Genomic DNA, 14,927 nt, shown 5'->3' on the forward strand with positions numbered 1-14,927 from the left:
TGGTCAGTCGCTGTCGCCCGCGTCGCCGCCGACGTCGACGGTCTCGGTCGCCTCGAACCCACCCTCGGTCGCGGAGCCGGGGCGGTGCAGCACGACGGTGTTGGAGTCGAGGTCGATCGGCCCGAGCTGCCACTTCTGGCCGTCGCCTGCCTCGCTGCTCTCGTCGCGGATCTTCGGCGTCGGGAACATCTCTCCGAGAACACCCATGAGGCCATCGTACGTGCGCCCTGCCCGCGGCGACCCTGCTCGCGTCCGCGCGATGCGCCGCCGCGGACCGGTCAGACCACCCTCACAGTCAGGCCAGGGTCAGCGGGATGCCCCGGCGGGCCGGGGTGAGGCGCTCGGGGATGCCGCGGTAGGTCGTCGTCCGCTGCCGGACAGGGCGGCCGGCGGCCGCGGCGATCGCGGTCAGCTCCGCGACCGAGCGGGCCGAGCCGTTCTCCGACCCCGCCATCCGCGAGATGGTCTCCTCCATCAGCGTGCCGCCCATGTCGTCGGCGCCGCCGCGCAGGATCTCCGCGGAGAGGGCGTCGCCGAGCTTCACCCAGGAGCACTGGATGTGGTCGATCCGCCCGTGCAGGGCGAGCCGGGCGAAGGCGTGCACGGCACGGTTGTCGCGCTCGGTCGGGCCTGGGCGGGCGATGCCGGCCAGGTAGATCGGGGCGTTGTGGTGTACGAACGGCAGTGGCACGAACTCGGTGAACCCGCCGGTGCGGTCCTGGATCCCGGCCAGCGTGCGCAGGTGCCCGAGCCAGTGCGACGGGGTGTCGACGTGCCCGTACATCATCGTCGAGCTCGACGCGATGCCCAGCTCGTGCGCGGTGGAGACGACCTCGACCCACTGTGCCGCAGGCAGTTTGCCCTTGGTGAGGACCCAGCGGACCTCGTCGTCGAGGATCTCCGCGGCGGTGCCCGGGATGGAGCCGAGCCCGGCGTCACGCAGCTCGGTGATCCACTCCTTGATCGAGACGCCCGCCTTCGCCGCCGCCGACACGATCTCCATGGGTGAGAAGGCGTGCACGTGCATGCCCGGCACGGCCGCGTGCACCGCGCGGACGAGGTCGGCGTAGAAGGTGACGGGCAGCTGCGGGTCGATCCCGCCCTGCATGCAGACCTCGGTGGCGCCGTCGGCCGCGGCGTCCGCGGCGCGGGCCGCGACCTCGTCCAGGGACAGCCTGAAGGCGTCGGTGTCGCGCTCACGCTGGGCGAACGCGCAGAACCGGCAGCCGACGTAGCAGACGTTGGAGAAGTTGATGTTGCGGTTGACGACGAAGGAGACCTCGTCGCCGACCGTGTCCCGGCGGACGTCGTCGGCGAGGCGGGCCAGTTCCTCCAGCGCCGCACCGTCGGCGGTGAGGACGGCCATCGCCGCGGCCTCGTTCTCCGGGCGCAGCAGCGCGGCGGGGTTCCAGGAAGCCAGCCGGAGCCCGGCGCGGACGTCGGAGTCGAGCCGCTCCGGCGCTCCCGCCGCCGACACCGCGGCGGCGGACACGCTGTCGCGCAGCGACTCCCAGTCGCCGTACACCGAGTCGAAGTCGCCGCGGCGGTCCTCGGTGCGGCCCGTCGTGTCGATGGAGGCGTTGAGGTCGATGCGACCCGTCGAGGCGAACCCGCCGTCGGGTTCCTGCCACGGCCTGCCCACCACGCCCGCGTCCTCGTTGGCGAGCCCGTCCGGCCCGGCCAGTGCGGCGACATGGGAGTGCAGCCGGGTGTCGATCCACGGCGAGCCCGCCTGGACGTAGCGCGGATAGACGGTCAGCCGCTCGCGCAACGTGAACCCGGCCTCGGCGGAGCGGGCGGCCAGCTCGTCGATCGCGGGCCACGGCCGCTCGGGGTTGACGTGGTCGGCGGTGACGGGTGAGACGCCGCCCCAGTCGTCGATGCCCGCGCGCAGCATCAGCGCGAACTCCTCGCCGACCAGGTTGGGCGGGGCCTGCACGCGCATCTTCGAGCCGAGGACGATCCGGGTGACGGCGATCGTCGCCGCCAGGTCCTCCAGCGAGGCGTCGGGGTCGTCGCGCATCGCGGTGTCGGGCTTGGCCCGGAAGTTCTGGACGATCGTCTCCTGCACGTGGCCGTGCGCACGCGACGCGGCGCGGATCGCGAAGATCGACTCCGCGCGCTCGGTGCGGGTCTCGCCGATGCCGATCAGGATGCCGGTGGTGAACGGGACGCCGACGCGCCCGGCGTCGGTGAGTGCCCGCAGCCGGACGGCGGGCTCCTTGTCGGGGCTGCCGTGGTGCGGGCCGGACTTCTCCGACCACAGTCGGGTCGCGGTCGTCTCCAGCATCATGCCCATGCTCGGTGCGACGGGCTTGAGCCGCGTCAGCTCCTCCCACGACATGACGCCCGGGTTGAGGTGGGGCAGCAGGCCCGTCTCCTCCAGGACCGCGATCGCGCAGGCGCGCACGTAGTCCAACGTGGAGTCGTAGCCACGGGCGTCGAGCCACTCCCGGGCCGCGGGCCAACGCTCCTCCGGCCGGTCGCCGAGGGTGAACAGCGCTTCCTTGCAGCCCGCCGCCGCGCCCGCGCGGGCGATCTCGAGGACCTCGTCGCGTTCCAGGTACAGCGACTCGAGGCGGTGCGGGACCGTCACGAAGGTGCAGTAGTGGCACCGGTCGCGGCACAGCCGGGTCAGCGGGATGAACACCTTGCGCGAGTACGTGACGACGCCGGGGCGACCGGCATCGACCAGCCCCGCGTCGCGGACACGCGCAGCGGCGTCGAGGAGCTCGTCGAGCTGCTCCCCACGGGCGGCGAGGAGCACAGCGGCCTCGGTGACGTCGAGGGCGGCGCCGTCGCGGGCGCGCCGCAACGCCCGCCGCACCGCGGACGAGGAGGGCTCTGGCTCAGCGGCGCGCGGATCGGGCAGGACGTCGACCATGACGGCCACACTAGGTCGCCCCCGCGCGGGGGTCGACCGACCGGCCGGTCCCGTAGTGCTCTCGTCACACGACCCGTCGTTCGCGGAACATCCCGGACCCCCTCCGCGGTTGTACCCGCCCTCGTCCAGGGCCCGGTTCGTCCGGGCAGGAGGGCGGGGACCTCAGGAGCCCGCGATCCGTGTCTCGGTCAGCTGCGCGCCGTCGGTGCGGCCCAGCACGCAGAGCACGCTCCGGGAACCGGCGCTGCTGCCCGCGTTGGCCGCGTCGAAGGTCTGTTGTCCGGGAACCAGCACCGTCAACGTCAGCGTGGCCTTGTCCGTCCCGGTGACGCGGGCCGAGTCGAAGATCAGCGAGCAGGCGGACCGGCCGTAGTCCGTGAGATCTTTGACGGCCGGGTAGGGCACCTTCGTGCTGCTGTCGAACGGCGTGAGCGACTCGAAGATCTCCAGGTCGTGCCGGTCGGTGCAGCTGGTCGACGCATTGGAGGTGATGAACCGGCCGGGGACGAGCTGGGCGTTCAGACAGGTCGGGTACGTGTAGTCGAACTGCGGGATCTGGCCGCCCGGGCCGTAGGTGAACGACTGCACGACCGATGCGGTCGTCCCACCGCCCCCGCCGCTGCCGCCCCCGAGCAGGCTCGCGCCACCCCAGGCGCCCAGGCCGAGCCCGGCCAGCAGCGCGACGACGGCGGCGATCACGATCGGCAGGGTGCGCCCCTTCGGGGCGGGCGCGGTGCCGGTGCCGAACGGCGGGCCCGGGTGGGTCGGGGCGACGATACGGCTGGTCGGGCTCGTCCCCATCGTGCCGGTGACGTCGCCGGGACGGGCCAGCATGACCTCGGCCTGCTCCGCGGTGAGCCGGGTCGCCGGGTTGCGGATGAGCAGGCCCGCGATGACGGCACCGAGGGGGCCGGTGCACCGCGGCGGCGGCGGGTCCTCGTTCATCACCGCGTAGATCGTCTGCGGGGTGGTCTCCCGGTTGAACGGGCCGGCCGCCTCGACGGCGTAGTAGAGGGTCGCGCCGAGGGCCCAGAGGTCGGCGGGCGGCGCCGCGTCGGCGCCCTCCAGCCGCTCGGGCGCCATGTAGCCGGGTGACCCGACGAGCAGGCCCGTCGTCGTCAGGCGGGGGTCGTCGGCGGCGTGGGCGATGCCGAAGTCGGTGAGGGTGACGCGGCCGTCGTTGCCGAGCATGACGTTGCTGGGCTTGACGTCGCGGTGCACCACCCCTCCCGCGTGGGCCCGGCGCAGCGCGGCCAGGACCTGGCGGGCGATCTCGGTGGCGGACCGCTCGTCGAGGGGGCCGCCGTTGCGCGACACCACATCGGTCAGGGTGTCGGCCTCGATCAGCTCCATCACGATGTGGTCGACGCCCTCGTCGGCGACGACGTCGTGCACCGTGACGATGCCCGGGTGGTTGAGCCGGCCGGCGGTGCGCGCCTCGCGCAGCAGCCGCTCGCGGAACCGGGCGTGCTCCTCGGGCGAGAGGCCGTCGGGCAGCCGCAGCTCCTTGACCGCGACCTGACGGCCGATCACCCGGTCCTCCGCCCGCCACACCACGCCCATGCCGCCGCGGCCCAGCTCGCCGAGGACGACGTAGCGGCCGCCGATGACCCTGCTCGGGTTCACGACGCGTACCGGACGGTGACGGGCGCGTGGTCGGACCAGCGTTCCTGGTGAGAGGGTGCCCGCTCGACGACGGCGGTCTGCGCGCGCGCCGCCAGCCCTGCCGTGGCCACCTGCAGGTCGATGCGCCAGCCTGTGTCGTTGTCGAACGCGCGGCCGCGGTAGGACCACCACGAGTACGGGCCGTCGACACCCGGGTGCAGGCCGCGGACGACATCGGCCCAGCCGCCGGCGTACAGCTCCGACAGCCAGGCGCGCTCGTGGGGCAGGAACCCGGAGTTCTTCACGTTGCCGCGCCAGTTGCGGATGTCGGCCTCGGTGTGGGCGATGTTCCAGTCGCCGCAGACCAGCACCTCACGGTCCTCCGCGGCCGCCTTGTCCCGGCGCAGCGCCAGGTAGGGCGCGAACGTCGCCAGGAACCGGTCCTTCTCCTCCTGGCGCGGGGTGCCGACGGTGCCGTTGGGCAGGTACAGCGACGCCACCGTGACGCCCGGGAGGTCGACCTCCACGTAGCGCCCGGCGTCGGCCCACTCCGCCGCGTCGACCCCGACGCGCACCGCCTCCGGTTCGGTCCTGCTCAGCACCGCGACACCGGCCCGGCCCTGCGCCGCCGCACTCGGGGCGAGGGTCAGGTTCCAGCCGTCGCGGACGAGGACGTCCAGCAGCTCGGCCGGGAGATCCTCGTGGCGGGCGCGTGTCTCCTGCAGGCAGACGACATCGGCGTCGGTAGCGGCCAGCCACGCCGTGAGGCCCTTGGGGCCCGCTGCGCGGACGCCGTTGACGTTGACGGAGCTGACCGTGAGCACGGGAGGAGACTGACAGATCGGTCGCAGGCGCCGTAACGCCGGGTCAGCAGCTCGATCCGGCCTTCGCGGAGAGGCTGGAGTCGAGCGCCCAACGGTTCTCCCCCGACAGCTGCCGGTACCCGTTGACGACGTTGCGCTGCGCGTCGACCTCCTGCCCCTTCGTCAGCTCCCCGACGGGACCGAGCTCGACGCCGGGGTTGCCCCGCACGTTGACCGTGTCGGAGCCGACGACCATCACGCACCCCGTCGACCCGGTGGCGCCCTTGGAGAACTGGCCGGCGTCGATCAGCGCGAGGATCGTCAGGACGGTCCCGGCGACGAGGACGAACGCCCACCCCTTGAAGGTGGACGAGTCGAGCTTCGGGACCGTGATCTTGGACGCCATGAGCGGTCTGCGGCCTTTCGGGTGCGCGGGACCCGTCCACCGTAGCCGAGAGCGACACCCCGATGACGCCCCGAAACGCCACACGGCGCGCACCCCGTCGTGGGATGCGCGCCGCGTGGACGGACCGCTGCGTCAGGCGCGGGCCTTCTGCAGGTTCGCGTCCAGCGTCTCGAGGAACTCCTCGGTGGTCTGGAACGGCGCGTCCTTGGAGATGAGCAGCGCCAGGTCCTTGGTCATGCTGCCGCTCTCGACCGTCTTGATGACGACGTCCTCGAGCGCCTCGCTGAAGCCGATCAGCTCCTGGTTGCTGTCGAGCTTGCCCCGGTGGGCCAGGCCCCGCGTCCAGGCGTAGATCGACGCGATCGGGTTCGTCGACGTCGGCTTGCCCGCCTGGTGCTGGCGGTAGTGCCGGGTGACGGTGCCGTGCGCGGCCTCCGCCTCGACGGTCCTGCCGTCCGGGGTCGCGAGGACCGACGTCATGAGGCCGAGCGAGCCGAAGCCCTGGGCCACGGTGTCGGACTGCACGTCACCGTCGTAGTTCTTGGCAGCCCAGACGTAGCCGCCCTCCCACTTCAGCGCCGCCGCGACCATGTCGTCGATCAGGCGGTGCTCGTAGGTGAGGCCCGCGGCGTCGAACTGCTCCTTGAACTCCGACTCGAAGACCTCGGCGAACAGGTCCTTGAAGCGGCCGTCGTAGGCCTTCAGGATCGTGTTCTTGGTCGACAGGTAGACCGGGTAGTTCCGGGCCAGGCCGTAGTTCAACGACGCGCGCGCGAAGTCGCGGATCGAGTCGTCGAGGTTGTACATCGCCATCGCGACGCCGGAGCCCGGCGCCTGGAACACCTCGTGCTCGATCGGCTCGGAGCCGTCGGCCGGGGTGAACGTGACCGTCAGGGTGCCCTCGCCGGGGAACCGGAAGTCGGTCGCGCGGTACTGGTCACCGAACGCGTGACGGCCGACGATGATCGGCTTGGTCCAGCCCGGGACGAGCCGCGGGATGTTCGAGATGATGATCGGCTCGCGGAAGATCACGCCGCCGAGGATGTTGCGGATCGTCCCGTTCGGGGACCGCCACATCTTCTTCAGGCCGAACTCCTCGACGCGGGCCTCGTCAGGGGTGATCGTCGCGCACTTGACGCCGACGCCGTACTTCTTGATGGCGTTGGCCGCGTCGATCGTGATCTGGTCGTCGGTCTTGTCGCGCGCCTCGATGCCGAGGTCGTAGTACTCGAGGTCGACGTCCAGATACGGGTGGATCAGCTTGTCCTTGATGAACTGCCAGATGATCCGGGTCATCTCGTCGCCGTCGAGCTCGACGACCTTGCCCTCGACCTTGATCTTCGCCATGTCGGCGGGCTCTCCTCTCGGGACGCGTCTCTTCTCCGGACAAGCGTACTGGTAAAGCTCGGGGCCACCCGGGTGACGTCCGCCCCGTTCACCCCGCCCGGTCAGGCCGCACTGGTCACACCCGGTATGCGGCCCTCCCGGAACGCGTCCACGAACAGCGCGTGGTCGGCCCGAACCCGCGCCGCATACGTGTGCGCGAACTCCGTCACCCACCTCGTGAACTCCCGCTCGCGGCCGTCGGTCACCGCGAGGATCGCGTCCTCGGTCTGGAACGGCACCAGCGAGTGGTCGGCGTCCGCGTCGGCCACGCAGTGCACCTTCGCCGTCGCCAGCCCCAGGTACTCCACCACCGGCGCGATGTCGTCGGGTTCCGACAGGTTCGACCAGTCGAGGTCCGCCGCGTACGGCGACACCTCGCTCACGACGTACCCCACCCCGTCGAGCTCCGTCCAGCCGAGCAGAGGGTCCGCGTGCGCCTGCAACGCCCGCTGCGAGACGGCCGTCCGGTGCCCGTGGTGGGTGAAGTACCCCGACACCGACGCGTCGGCCACCACCCGCGACGGCGCCGCCACGTTGCCCTGCTTCATCGACAGCACGACGTCGTTGTCCAGCGCCTGGTTGTAGCCCTCCACCAGCAGCGTGTACGCGGGCAGCCCCGCGCTGCCGATGCCGAAACCCGACCTGCCCGCCACGTCCTTCACCGTGTACGTCACCGGGCGCGAACGCTTCGCCTCCGGGATCGTCTCCAGGTAGCGGTCGAACGCGGCCAGCACCGACGCGCGCTCGGCGTCGTCGAGCCGGCGCAGGCCCGCGACCTCTCGCAGCACCCGCTCCGTCCCCTCGATCTCGGTGATCTCGTCGAGCAGGTCGACGCGGGTGTGCAGCTTCGCCTCCTGCAGCACCCGGTGTACCGGACCGTCGGTCGTGTCCAGGCGCAGCGCGAACCGGCGGTCGCCCTCGTGCTCGGCGAACCAGCGCACCTGGTCCAGGTAGGCGTGGCAGTAGCGGGCGACCAGCGCCGAGATCGCCTCGTCCGACAGCGCCTTGCGCCACCCCAGCAGCGCGAGGCTCGCCGCGAACCGCGTCACGTCCCACGTGAAGTGCCCGACGTAGGCCTCGTCGAAGTCGTTGACGTCGAAGATCAGGACGCCGTCGCCGTCCATGTACGTGCCGAAGTTCTCCGCGTGCAGGTCGCCCTGGATCCACACCCGGCCCGTCCGGCCGTCGGCCCACGGGTCCTCGCGGCCCGCCACGTCGGCGTAGAACAGGCACGCGCTGCCCCGGTAGAACGCGAACGGGTCCGCCGCCATCTTGCGGAACTTCGTGCGGAACGCGGCCGGGTCGGCGCGCATCAGATCGGAGAACGCGTCGACCAGGGTGTCGACGATCACCCCGGCCCTCGTCGCCTCGGTCGTGGCAGGGTCGCTCATGGCGGTGATCGTGCCCGGATCCGCCGACGATGTCCTACCTCGCCCGGGGGGTCCGCCCGGGGCGGGGCACGTGGCGAGGTCGGCGACAACGGGGTCGGGAACAATGGGACCGTGACCGCGACGGTGATGGACGGCAAGGCGACCCTGGCAGAGATGCTCGTCGAGCTCTCGGCGCGCGTGGAGAAGCTCACGGCGGCGGGAGCGACGCCCGGGCTCGGGACCGTGCTCGTCGGCGACGACCCCGGCTCGCACTCCTACGTCCGGGCCAAGCACCGCGACTGCGAGAAGGTCGGCATCCGCTCGATCCGCCGCGACCTGCCCGCCGACGCCTCCCAGGCCGACGTCGAACGTGCCATCGACGAGCTCAACGCCGACCCGGAGTGCACCGGCTACATCGTCCAGCTGCCGCTGCCCAAGGGGCTCGACTCCGGCGCCGCGCTCGAGCGCATCGACCCCGCCAAGGACGCCGACGGCCTGCACCCCTCCAACCTCGGACGGCTCGTCCTCGGCGAGCCCGGCCCGCTGCCCTGCACCCCGCGCGGCATCGTCGAGCTGTGCCGGCGCTACGGCGTCGAGCTCGCCGGGGCCCGGGTCACGGTGATCGGCCGCGGGGTGACCGTCGGCAGGCCACTGGGGCTGCTGCTCACCCGGCGCTCCGAGAACGCGACCGTCACCCTCTGCCACACCGGCACCCGCGACCTCGCCGAGGAGGTCCGGCGCGCCGACGTCGTCGTCGCGGCCGCCGGTGTGCGCGGGCTGATCACCGCCGACATGGTCCGGCCGGGCGCCACGGTGCTCGACGTCGGCGTCAGCCGCACCGACCTCGGGCTCGTCGGCGACGTCGACCCCGAGGTCACCGAGGTCGCCGGACTGATCGCCCCGATGCCCGGGGGCGTCGGGCCGATGACCCGCGGCATGCTGCTGACCAACGTCGTGGAGGCCGCCGAGCGGGCCCTCGGATGACCGACGTCGACAGCACCCGCCGCGGCTGGCGGGCCGTGCTCGCCGACCACGGCGCGCTGCTGCTGGTGCTGGCCATCGCGCTCGCCGGGATGCAACGGGTGCTGACGGCGCACTGGCGCGAGGGCGCCGTGCTGCTGGGCGGGGCGATGATCGTCGCCGCCGTGCTGCGGGTGATGCTGCCCCTGGAGCGGACGGGGCTGCTCGCGATCCGCAGCAAGGTCGTCGATGCGCTGCTGTACTCGGGCTTCGGCCTGGTCATGATGATCCTCGCGATCACGATCACCCGCGTGCGCCTGTCGGCCCCCTGACCTGATCCGACCCGTCCCGACCCTCACGCGAGTTCGGCGCGGCTCTCGGCGGGGCGTGGTGCGCGGCGCGGGGCTCAGCCGATGACCAGGCCGTGCGCGACCGCGAACCGGACCGCCGTCCCGGCGTCGACGGTGGCGCCGGTGAGCCGTGCCTGGACGAGCCCGTCGGCATCGATCCGCGCGCCGCGCAGGTCGGCGCCCTCGAGCCGGGTGTCGCGCAGCCGGGCCCCGGAGAGGTCCGCCCCCGACAGGTCGGCCTCGCGCAGGTCGGTCTCCACGAGGTTCGCCTCCCGCAGGCGCAGGCCCGACAGGTCGGTCTTGCGGAGATCGGCTCGGCCCAGCGCGACGAGCGTCAGGTCGCAGTCGGCGAAGGTGATCGGCCGTAGCCGCGCGCCGAGCAGGCTGCTGCCCATCAGCGAGCACCCGCGGAACTCCGCGCCGAGCAGCGTCACCCCCGTGAACGAGCACGTGCGCAGCGCCGTGCCGCGGTGCTGCGAGTCGCCGAGGTCGGCGCGGGAGAAGTCGCACTCGTCGAATGTGCAGGCCTCGGTCCGCAGTCCGCGCAGGTCCGATCCAGTGAACGAGCAGCGGACAAAGCGCCGCCGGACCCAGTGCTCACCGGCCGCGACGATCTCGGAGAAGTCCTCGTCCTCGTGGACCGGCTCCTCCGCCGGGTCGACCCCGCGGACCTCCTCGTCCCCGTCGACCGTTCCCGGCGCCTCCACCACTCCGCTCCTCCGAATTCCTCGACCGTCCCCGTCGGAAAGCACAGTCCCACACCCTCCGGCCGTTCTGTCGTACTACCCGGCCCACTAGGTGCCGGCCGCATCCGTCATTCGATTCGGATTCGCCCCGAACAGCCCTCCCGTCACCCTGGGTTCACCCGATCCGTTGACGGCACTGCCCGTTCGCAGGGGTGTATTCCGCCGTGCCGGGGCGCACAATCGGACCACCGATGGCGTTGGACGCCACCCGGTGACCGTCTCGACGAGGAGTGTGGTCATGAGCGTTGAAAGCGACGTGCAGTCCGGGGCGCATGCCGCTGCGGAAACAGCTGCCCCGGCACCCGTTGGAAATCCCCTGCTGCTCGGCCTGGCGACCTTTCTGCCCGGTGGTATCACCCTTGGACTGTGGTTCGTCGGATATCTCGACACAGCGACGCTCCCCGGCGGGATGATCCCCGTCGTATCGATCTGTACGGGCATCTTCATGCTGGTCGCCACGGTCTGGGCCGGCCGCCTCGGGATGAGCACGGTCGCCGCCGTGCTCGGGACGTTCGCAGGCTTCTGGGCGAGCTTCGGAGTGCTGCTGGTCGGCCTGACCAGCGGTTGGTGGGGTGTCACGCAGGCCCCCCAGGTCGCGTCGGTGCAGCAGACCTACCTGTTGTCGTTCCTGATCGTGTTCCTGATCCTGACGCTGGCGACGCTTCGGCTGCCGATCGTCTTCACGTTGGGACTCCTGTTCGTCGTGGTGACGTTCGCGCTCGCATTCATCGCCGTGAGCGCGGGCAATGCCGGTCTGTTCCCCATCGCCGGCATCACGACGTTCATCTTCTGCGCGATCTTCGCCTACATCTTGATCGACGGCATCGGTCAGGATCTCGGTGGTCGGCCCATGCCCATGGGTAACCCGATGGTCAAGTAGGTCCGTTTTACCCACCGGACACCCCGCCTTTCGGGCGGGGTGTCCGGTCGCGTTTCCGAAATGTAATGCAATTCGTGCTCCCCCTCGTGGTCATCGGAAGTCCCGCGACGGGACGGCGATGGCCAACGCCAACTTCTGCACGCGATCGGCCACCAGGTTGAGGACACCCTCGGGGCTGCGTTCCAGCCGCCCGCGCACCAGCAGCGCGCTGCTGCCCAGCGCCACCGACCGGTAGCGGGCCCAGAGCCCTTCCGAACAGGTCACGTTGAGCATGCCGGTCTCGTCCTCGAGGTTGATGAACGTGACCCCGCCCGCGGTGGCCGGCCGTTGCCGGTGCGTCACCAGGCCGCCGACCAGCACCCGGGGAGGGCGCACGTCGGGGTCGTAGGGGTCGAGGGTCTCGACGACCGCGTCGCCCCCCTCCGAACCGCCCAGCCCTCCCCTGCCGGTGCGGCGCGCGGTCCCGGCCATGGCCCGCCTCCCCACCTCGTCGAGCATGTCGATACGCACCGCGCCCAGACCGTCGAGCGTCGGGCGCAGGTGCTCGATCGGATGGCTGTCGGGCGAGACGCCCGTGGCCCACACGTCGGAGACGGTGAGCTCGACGTCGGTCATCCCCGGCAGGGCGGGCGCCTCCATCCCGACAGCGGCCCCCGGCAGGTGCTCCGGCCGGACCGCCGCGACCACCCCCGCCGCCCACAGCGCCGACCGGCGGTCGATCCCGAAGCAGCCGAACGCCCCGGCCGTGGCCAGCGCCTCGGCCTGCGGCGCGGTCAGCCGCACCCGGCGGGCCAGGTCGGCCAGGTCGCGGTAGCGCCCGTTGCGGACGCGGTCGGCCTCGATCTCCTCGGCCTTGTCGATCCCGACGCTGCGTACCTCGCCCATCCCGAGCCGGATCGCCACCCCGCCCTCGCTGCGCGGCTCCTGTTCCAGCGTCGCCTCCGCGCCGCCCTCGCAGACATCGGGACCACGGACGAGGACCCCGTGCCTGCGCGCGTCGGCCACCAGCGACTGCGGGGAGTAGAACCCCATCGGCTGGGAGTTCAGCAGAGCCGCGCAGAACGCCGCGGGGTGGTATCTCTTGAACCAGGCGCTCTGGTAGACCAGCGACGCGAAGCTGATCGAGTGGCTCTCGGGGAAACCGAAGTTCGCGAAGGCCAGCATCTTGGTGAAGATGCCGTCGGCCACCTCGCCGGTGATCCCGTTGGCGGCCATGCCGTCGAAGAAGCGGCCGCGCAGCCGCTCCATCTTCTCGGTGGAACGCTTGGAGCCCATGGCACGGCGCAGCTCGTCGGCGTCGGCCGCGGAGAACCCCGCCACGTCGACCGCGACCTGCATGAGCTGCTCCTGGAACAGCGGCACCCCGAGGGTCTTCTGGAGTGCGCCCGCGAGCAACGGGTGCTCGTGCTGCCAGGTCTCCAGGCCGCGGCGGCGGCGGATGTAGGGGTGCACCGAGCCGCCCTGGATGGGACCCGGCCGGATCAGCGCCACCTCGACGACGAGATCGTAGAAGCGCTCGGGCTTCAGCCGCGGCAGCGTGGCCATCTGCGCACGCGACTCCACCTGGAACACCCCGACCGAGTCGGCGCGCTGCAGCATCGCGTAGACCTCGGGATCGACCGGTTGCAGCTCGTGCAGCTCGATCCGCCTGCCGTGGTGCTCGGCGACCAGGTCGATCATGATGTGCAGGGCCGTGAGCATCCCCAGGCCGAGCAGGTCGAACTTCACCAGGCCCGCCGCCGCACAGTCGTCCTTGTCCCACTGCACGACCGAGCGGTCCGCCATCCGCGCCCACTCGACGGGGACGACCTCCGACACCGGCCGGTCGCAGATGACCATGCCCCCGGAGTGGATGCCCAGGTGCCTGGGGAACCCGAGCAGCTGCTCGGCGAGCGCGAGCACCGCGGGCGGCATGCCCTCGGGCGCGGGTGGGCCGTCGGGACCGCCGATGCCGTGCCAACGCTCGATCTGCGTGCTCCACGCGTCCTGCTGGCCGGGCGAGAAGCCCAGCGCCTTCGCCATGTCGCGCACCGCGGACCGCGGCCGGTAGGTGATGACGTTGGCGACCTGCGCGGCACAGCCCCGGCCGTAGCGTCCGTAGACGTACTGGATGACCTCCTCGCGGCGGCCCGACTCGATGTCGAGGTCGATGTCGGGGTAGCCGTCGCGGGCCGGGGAGAGGAACCGCTCGAACAGCAGCCCGCTGGCCACCGCGTCGACGTTGGTGATGCCCAGGGCGAAGCAGACCGCGGAGTTGGCCGCCGATCCCCGCCCCTGGCACAGGATGTCGTTGTCCCGGCAGAACTCGACGATGTCGTGGACGATCAGGAAGTACCCCGGGAAGTTCTTCTCGACGATGATCGTCATCTCGTGCTGGATCATCTCGGCGGCCTCGGGGTTCTCCGCCTGGCTCCCGTAGCGGCGCATCGCCCCGATGTGCACCCGCTCCCGGAGCAGGGACGCCTCGTCGTGCCCCTCGGGGACCTCGAACGGGGGCAGGTCGGGCGCGACGAGATCGAGGGTGAAGGCGCACTCCCCACCCATTGCCGCGGCCCGGCCCACCGCCCCCGGGTACCGGGACTCGAAACGCGCTGCCATCTCCGCCCCGGAACGCAGGTGCGCCGTGGCCGCGGGCGGGAGCCAGCCGTCGGCCTCGTCGAGGCTGCGCCGCGCCCGGACCGCCGCCAGTGCCCCGGCCAGCGGGTACCGGCCCGGCGTGGCGTAGTGGGCCGCGGTGGTGGCCACCGTGGGCAGGCCGGCGTCGGCCGCGAGGGCGGCCAGCGCGTCGTTGCGTTCGGTGTCACCCGGCAGCCCGTGCTGTGTGAGCTCGACCACGACGTGCTCCCGGCCGAACCGGTCGACCAGCCAGGTCAGCGCCTCCACGGCCGCCGCGGGCCCGCCCGACCGCAACGCCCGGCGGACCGCGCCCTTCCGGCACCCGGTGAGCGCGACGACCCGCCCGGCCGTCTCCCCCACGACGTGGTCCAGGTCGTACACCGGGCGGCCCTTCTCCTCGCCCTCGATCTGAGCCTTGCTGATGACCCGGCACAGCGCGCGGTAGCCCTCCGGGTCGCGGGCCAGCAGCAACAGGTGGCTGCCCTCGGGATCGGGCACCCCGTTCTGCGGCGCGGACAGGCCCAGGCTCAGCTCGGCCCCGAAGACCGTGGCCACCCCCAGCTCCGCCGCCGCCTCGGCGAACCGGACCACCCCGTACATCCCGTCGTGGTCGGTGAGCGCGACCGCGCCGAGCCCCAGCCGGGCGGCCTCCTCGACCAGCTCCTCGGGATGGCTCGCACCGTCGAGGAAGCTGAAGTTCGAATGGCAGTGCAGCTCGGCGTAGGGCACCCGCCCGCCCCCACCGTCCGCCAACGGCGGGGCCCGGTAGGGCTCACGCTTGCGTGACCAGGCAGGACTGTCACCCCCGTCGCCTTCGGGGGGACCGCCGGTGAGGCTCGCGCCGTCACGCGGCCGGCCGGAGAGCACCGACTCCAGCTCGGCCCAGCTGACGTCCGGATTGTTGAAACCCACGCGCCGAGT

Annotated in this window: 12 protein-coding genes; 3 read left to right on the plus strand and 9 right to left on the minus strand. The window is 72.0% G+C overall.

Annotated features, from left to right (window positions below; all coding sequences use genetic code 11):
* Nucleotides 1-3: 3 nt before the first annotated feature.
* From TOK_RS15230 to TOK_RS15260, 7 genes are all read right to left on the minus strand, one after another.
* Nucleotides 4-207, minus strand: a complete 204-nt coding sequence (locus tag TOK_RS15230; protein ID WP_098958495.1) for a hypothetical protein — start codon at nt 205-207, stop codon at nt 4-6.
* A gap of 88 nt (nt 208-295) precedes the next feature.
* Nucleotides 296-2,884, minus strand: a complete 2,589-nt coding sequence (locus tag TOK_RS15235) for a bifunctional FO biosynthesis protein CofGH (RefSeq protein ID WP_098958719.1) — start codon at nt 2,882-2,884, stop codon at nt 296-298.
* A gap of 162 nt (nt 2,885-3,046) precedes the next feature.
* Nucleotides 3,047-4,510 carry a serine/threonine-protein kinase gene (locus TOK_RS15240; protein WP_253258398.1) on the minus strand — a complete coding sequence of 488 codons (1,464 nt, stop codon included), beginning with the start codon at nt 4,508-4,510 and terminating at the stop codon, nt 3,047-3,049.
* On the minus strand, nt 4,507-5,313 hold the full coding sequence (locus tag TOK_RS15245) for an exodeoxyribonuclease III (RefSeq protein WP_098958496.1): 807 nt from the start codon (nt 5,311-5,313) through the stop codon (nt 4,507-4,509). The genes TOK_RS15240 and TOK_RS15245 overlap by 4 nt, the downstream gene beginning before the upstream one ends.
* Before the next feature lie 43 nt (nt 5,314-5,356).
* The gene (locus TOK_RS15250) at nt 5,357-5,698 is read right to left on the minus strand and encodes a hypothetical protein (RefSeq protein ID WP_098958497.1); all 342 of its coding nucleotides are present in this window, start codon (nt 5,696-5,698) and stop codon (nt 5,357-5,359) included.
* A 132-nt stretch (nt 5,699-5,830) separates the two neighbouring features.
* Nucleotides 5,831-7,045, minus strand: a complete 1,215-nt coding sequence (locus tag TOK_RS15255; RefSeq protein WP_098958498.1) for an NADP-dependent isocitrate dehydrogenase — start codon at nt 7,043-7,045, stop codon at nt 5,831-5,833.
* 101 nt (nt 7,046-7,146) lie between these two features.
* On the minus strand, nt 7,147-8,475 hold the full coding sequence (locus TOK_RS15260) for a DUF2252 domain-containing protein (RefSeq protein WP_098958499.1): 1,329 nt from the start codon (nt 8,473-8,475) through the stop codon (nt 7,147-7,149).
* Nucleotides 8,476-8,586: 111 nt separating this feature from the next.
* On the opposite strand from TOK_RS15260, the gene TOK_RS15265 reads away from it, so the two are divergent.
* A complete protein-coding gene (locus TOK_RS15265; RefSeq protein ID WP_098958500.1) occupies nt 8,587-9,438 on the plus strand; it encodes a bifunctional methylenetetrahydrofolate dehydrogenase/methenyltetrahydrofolate cyclohydrolase in 852 nt (283 codons plus the stop codon).
* Nucleotides 9,435-9,746, plus strand: a complete 312-nt coding sequence (locus TOK_RS15270; protein ID WP_098958501.1) for a DUF3017 domain-containing protein — start codon at nt 9,435-9,437, stop codon at nt 9,744-9,746. Before TOK_RS15265 ends, TOK_RS15270 begins: the two co-directional genes overlap by 4 nt.
* 74 nt (nt 9,747-9,820) lie before the next feature.
* Here TOK_RS15270 and TOK_RS15275 read toward each other — a convergent pair whose 3' ends face one another.
* Nucleotides 9,821-10,378 carry a pentapeptide repeat-containing protein gene (locus TOK_RS15275; RefSeq protein WP_253258415.1) on the minus strand — a complete coding sequence of 186 codons (558 nt, stop codon included), beginning with the start codon at nt 10,376-10,378 and terminating at the stop codon, nt 9,821-9,823.
* Nucleotides 10,379-10,748: 370 nt separating this feature from the next.
* Between TOK_RS15275 and TOK_RS15280 the strand changes: the two genes are divergently transcribed.
* On the plus strand, nt 10,749-11,390 hold the full coding sequence (locus tag TOK_RS15280; protein WP_098958721.1) for an acetate uptake transporter family protein: 642 nt from the start codon (nt 10,749-10,751) through the stop codon (nt 11,388-11,390).
* Between the two features lie 90 nt (nt 11,391-11,480).
* On the opposite strand, the gene TOK_RS15285 is transcribed toward TOK_RS15280, so the two are convergent.
* A complete protein-coding gene (locus TOK_RS15285) occupies nt 11,481-14,918 on the minus strand; it encodes an error-prone DNA polymerase (protein ID WP_098958503.1) in 3,438 nt (1,145 codons plus the stop codon).
* Nucleotides 14,919-14,927: the final 9 nt, after the last annotated feature.

The sequence above is a fragment of the Pseudonocardia sp. N23 genome, assembly GCF_002583555.1.
Taxonomy (GTDB): Bacteria; Actinomycetota; Actinomycetes; order Mycobacteriales; family Pseudonocardiaceae; genus Pseudonocardia.

Coding starts and splice junctions, on each gene's coding strand:
- TOK_RS15230 (WP_098958495.1), bottom strand. CDS start 207: ATGGGTGTTCTCGGAGAGATGTTCCCGACGCCGAAGATCCGCGACGAG.
- TOK_RS15235 (WP_098958719.1), bottom strand. CDS start 2,884: ATGGTCGACGTCCTGCCCGATCCGCGCGCCGCTGAGCCAGAGCCCTCC.
- TOK_RS15250 (WP_098958497.1), bottom strand. CDS start 5,698: ATGGCGTCCAAGATCACGGTCCCGAAGCTCGACTCGTCCACCTTCAAG.
- TOK_RS15255 (WP_098958498.1), bottom strand. CDS start 7,045: ATGGCGAAGATCAAGGTCGAGGGCAAGGTCGTCGAGCTCGACGGCGAC.
- TOK_RS15260 (WP_098958499.1), bottom strand. CDS start 8,475: ATGAGCGACCCTGCCACGACCGAGGCGACGAGGGCCGGGGTGATCGTC.
- TOK_RS15270 (WP_098958501.1), top strand. CDS start 9,435: ATGACCGACGTCGACAGCACCCGCCGCGGCTGGCGGGCCGTGCTCGCC.
- TOK_RS15280 (WP_098958721.1), top strand. CDS start 10,749: ATGAGCGTTGAAAGCGACGTGCAGTCCGGGGCGCATGCCGCTGCGGAA.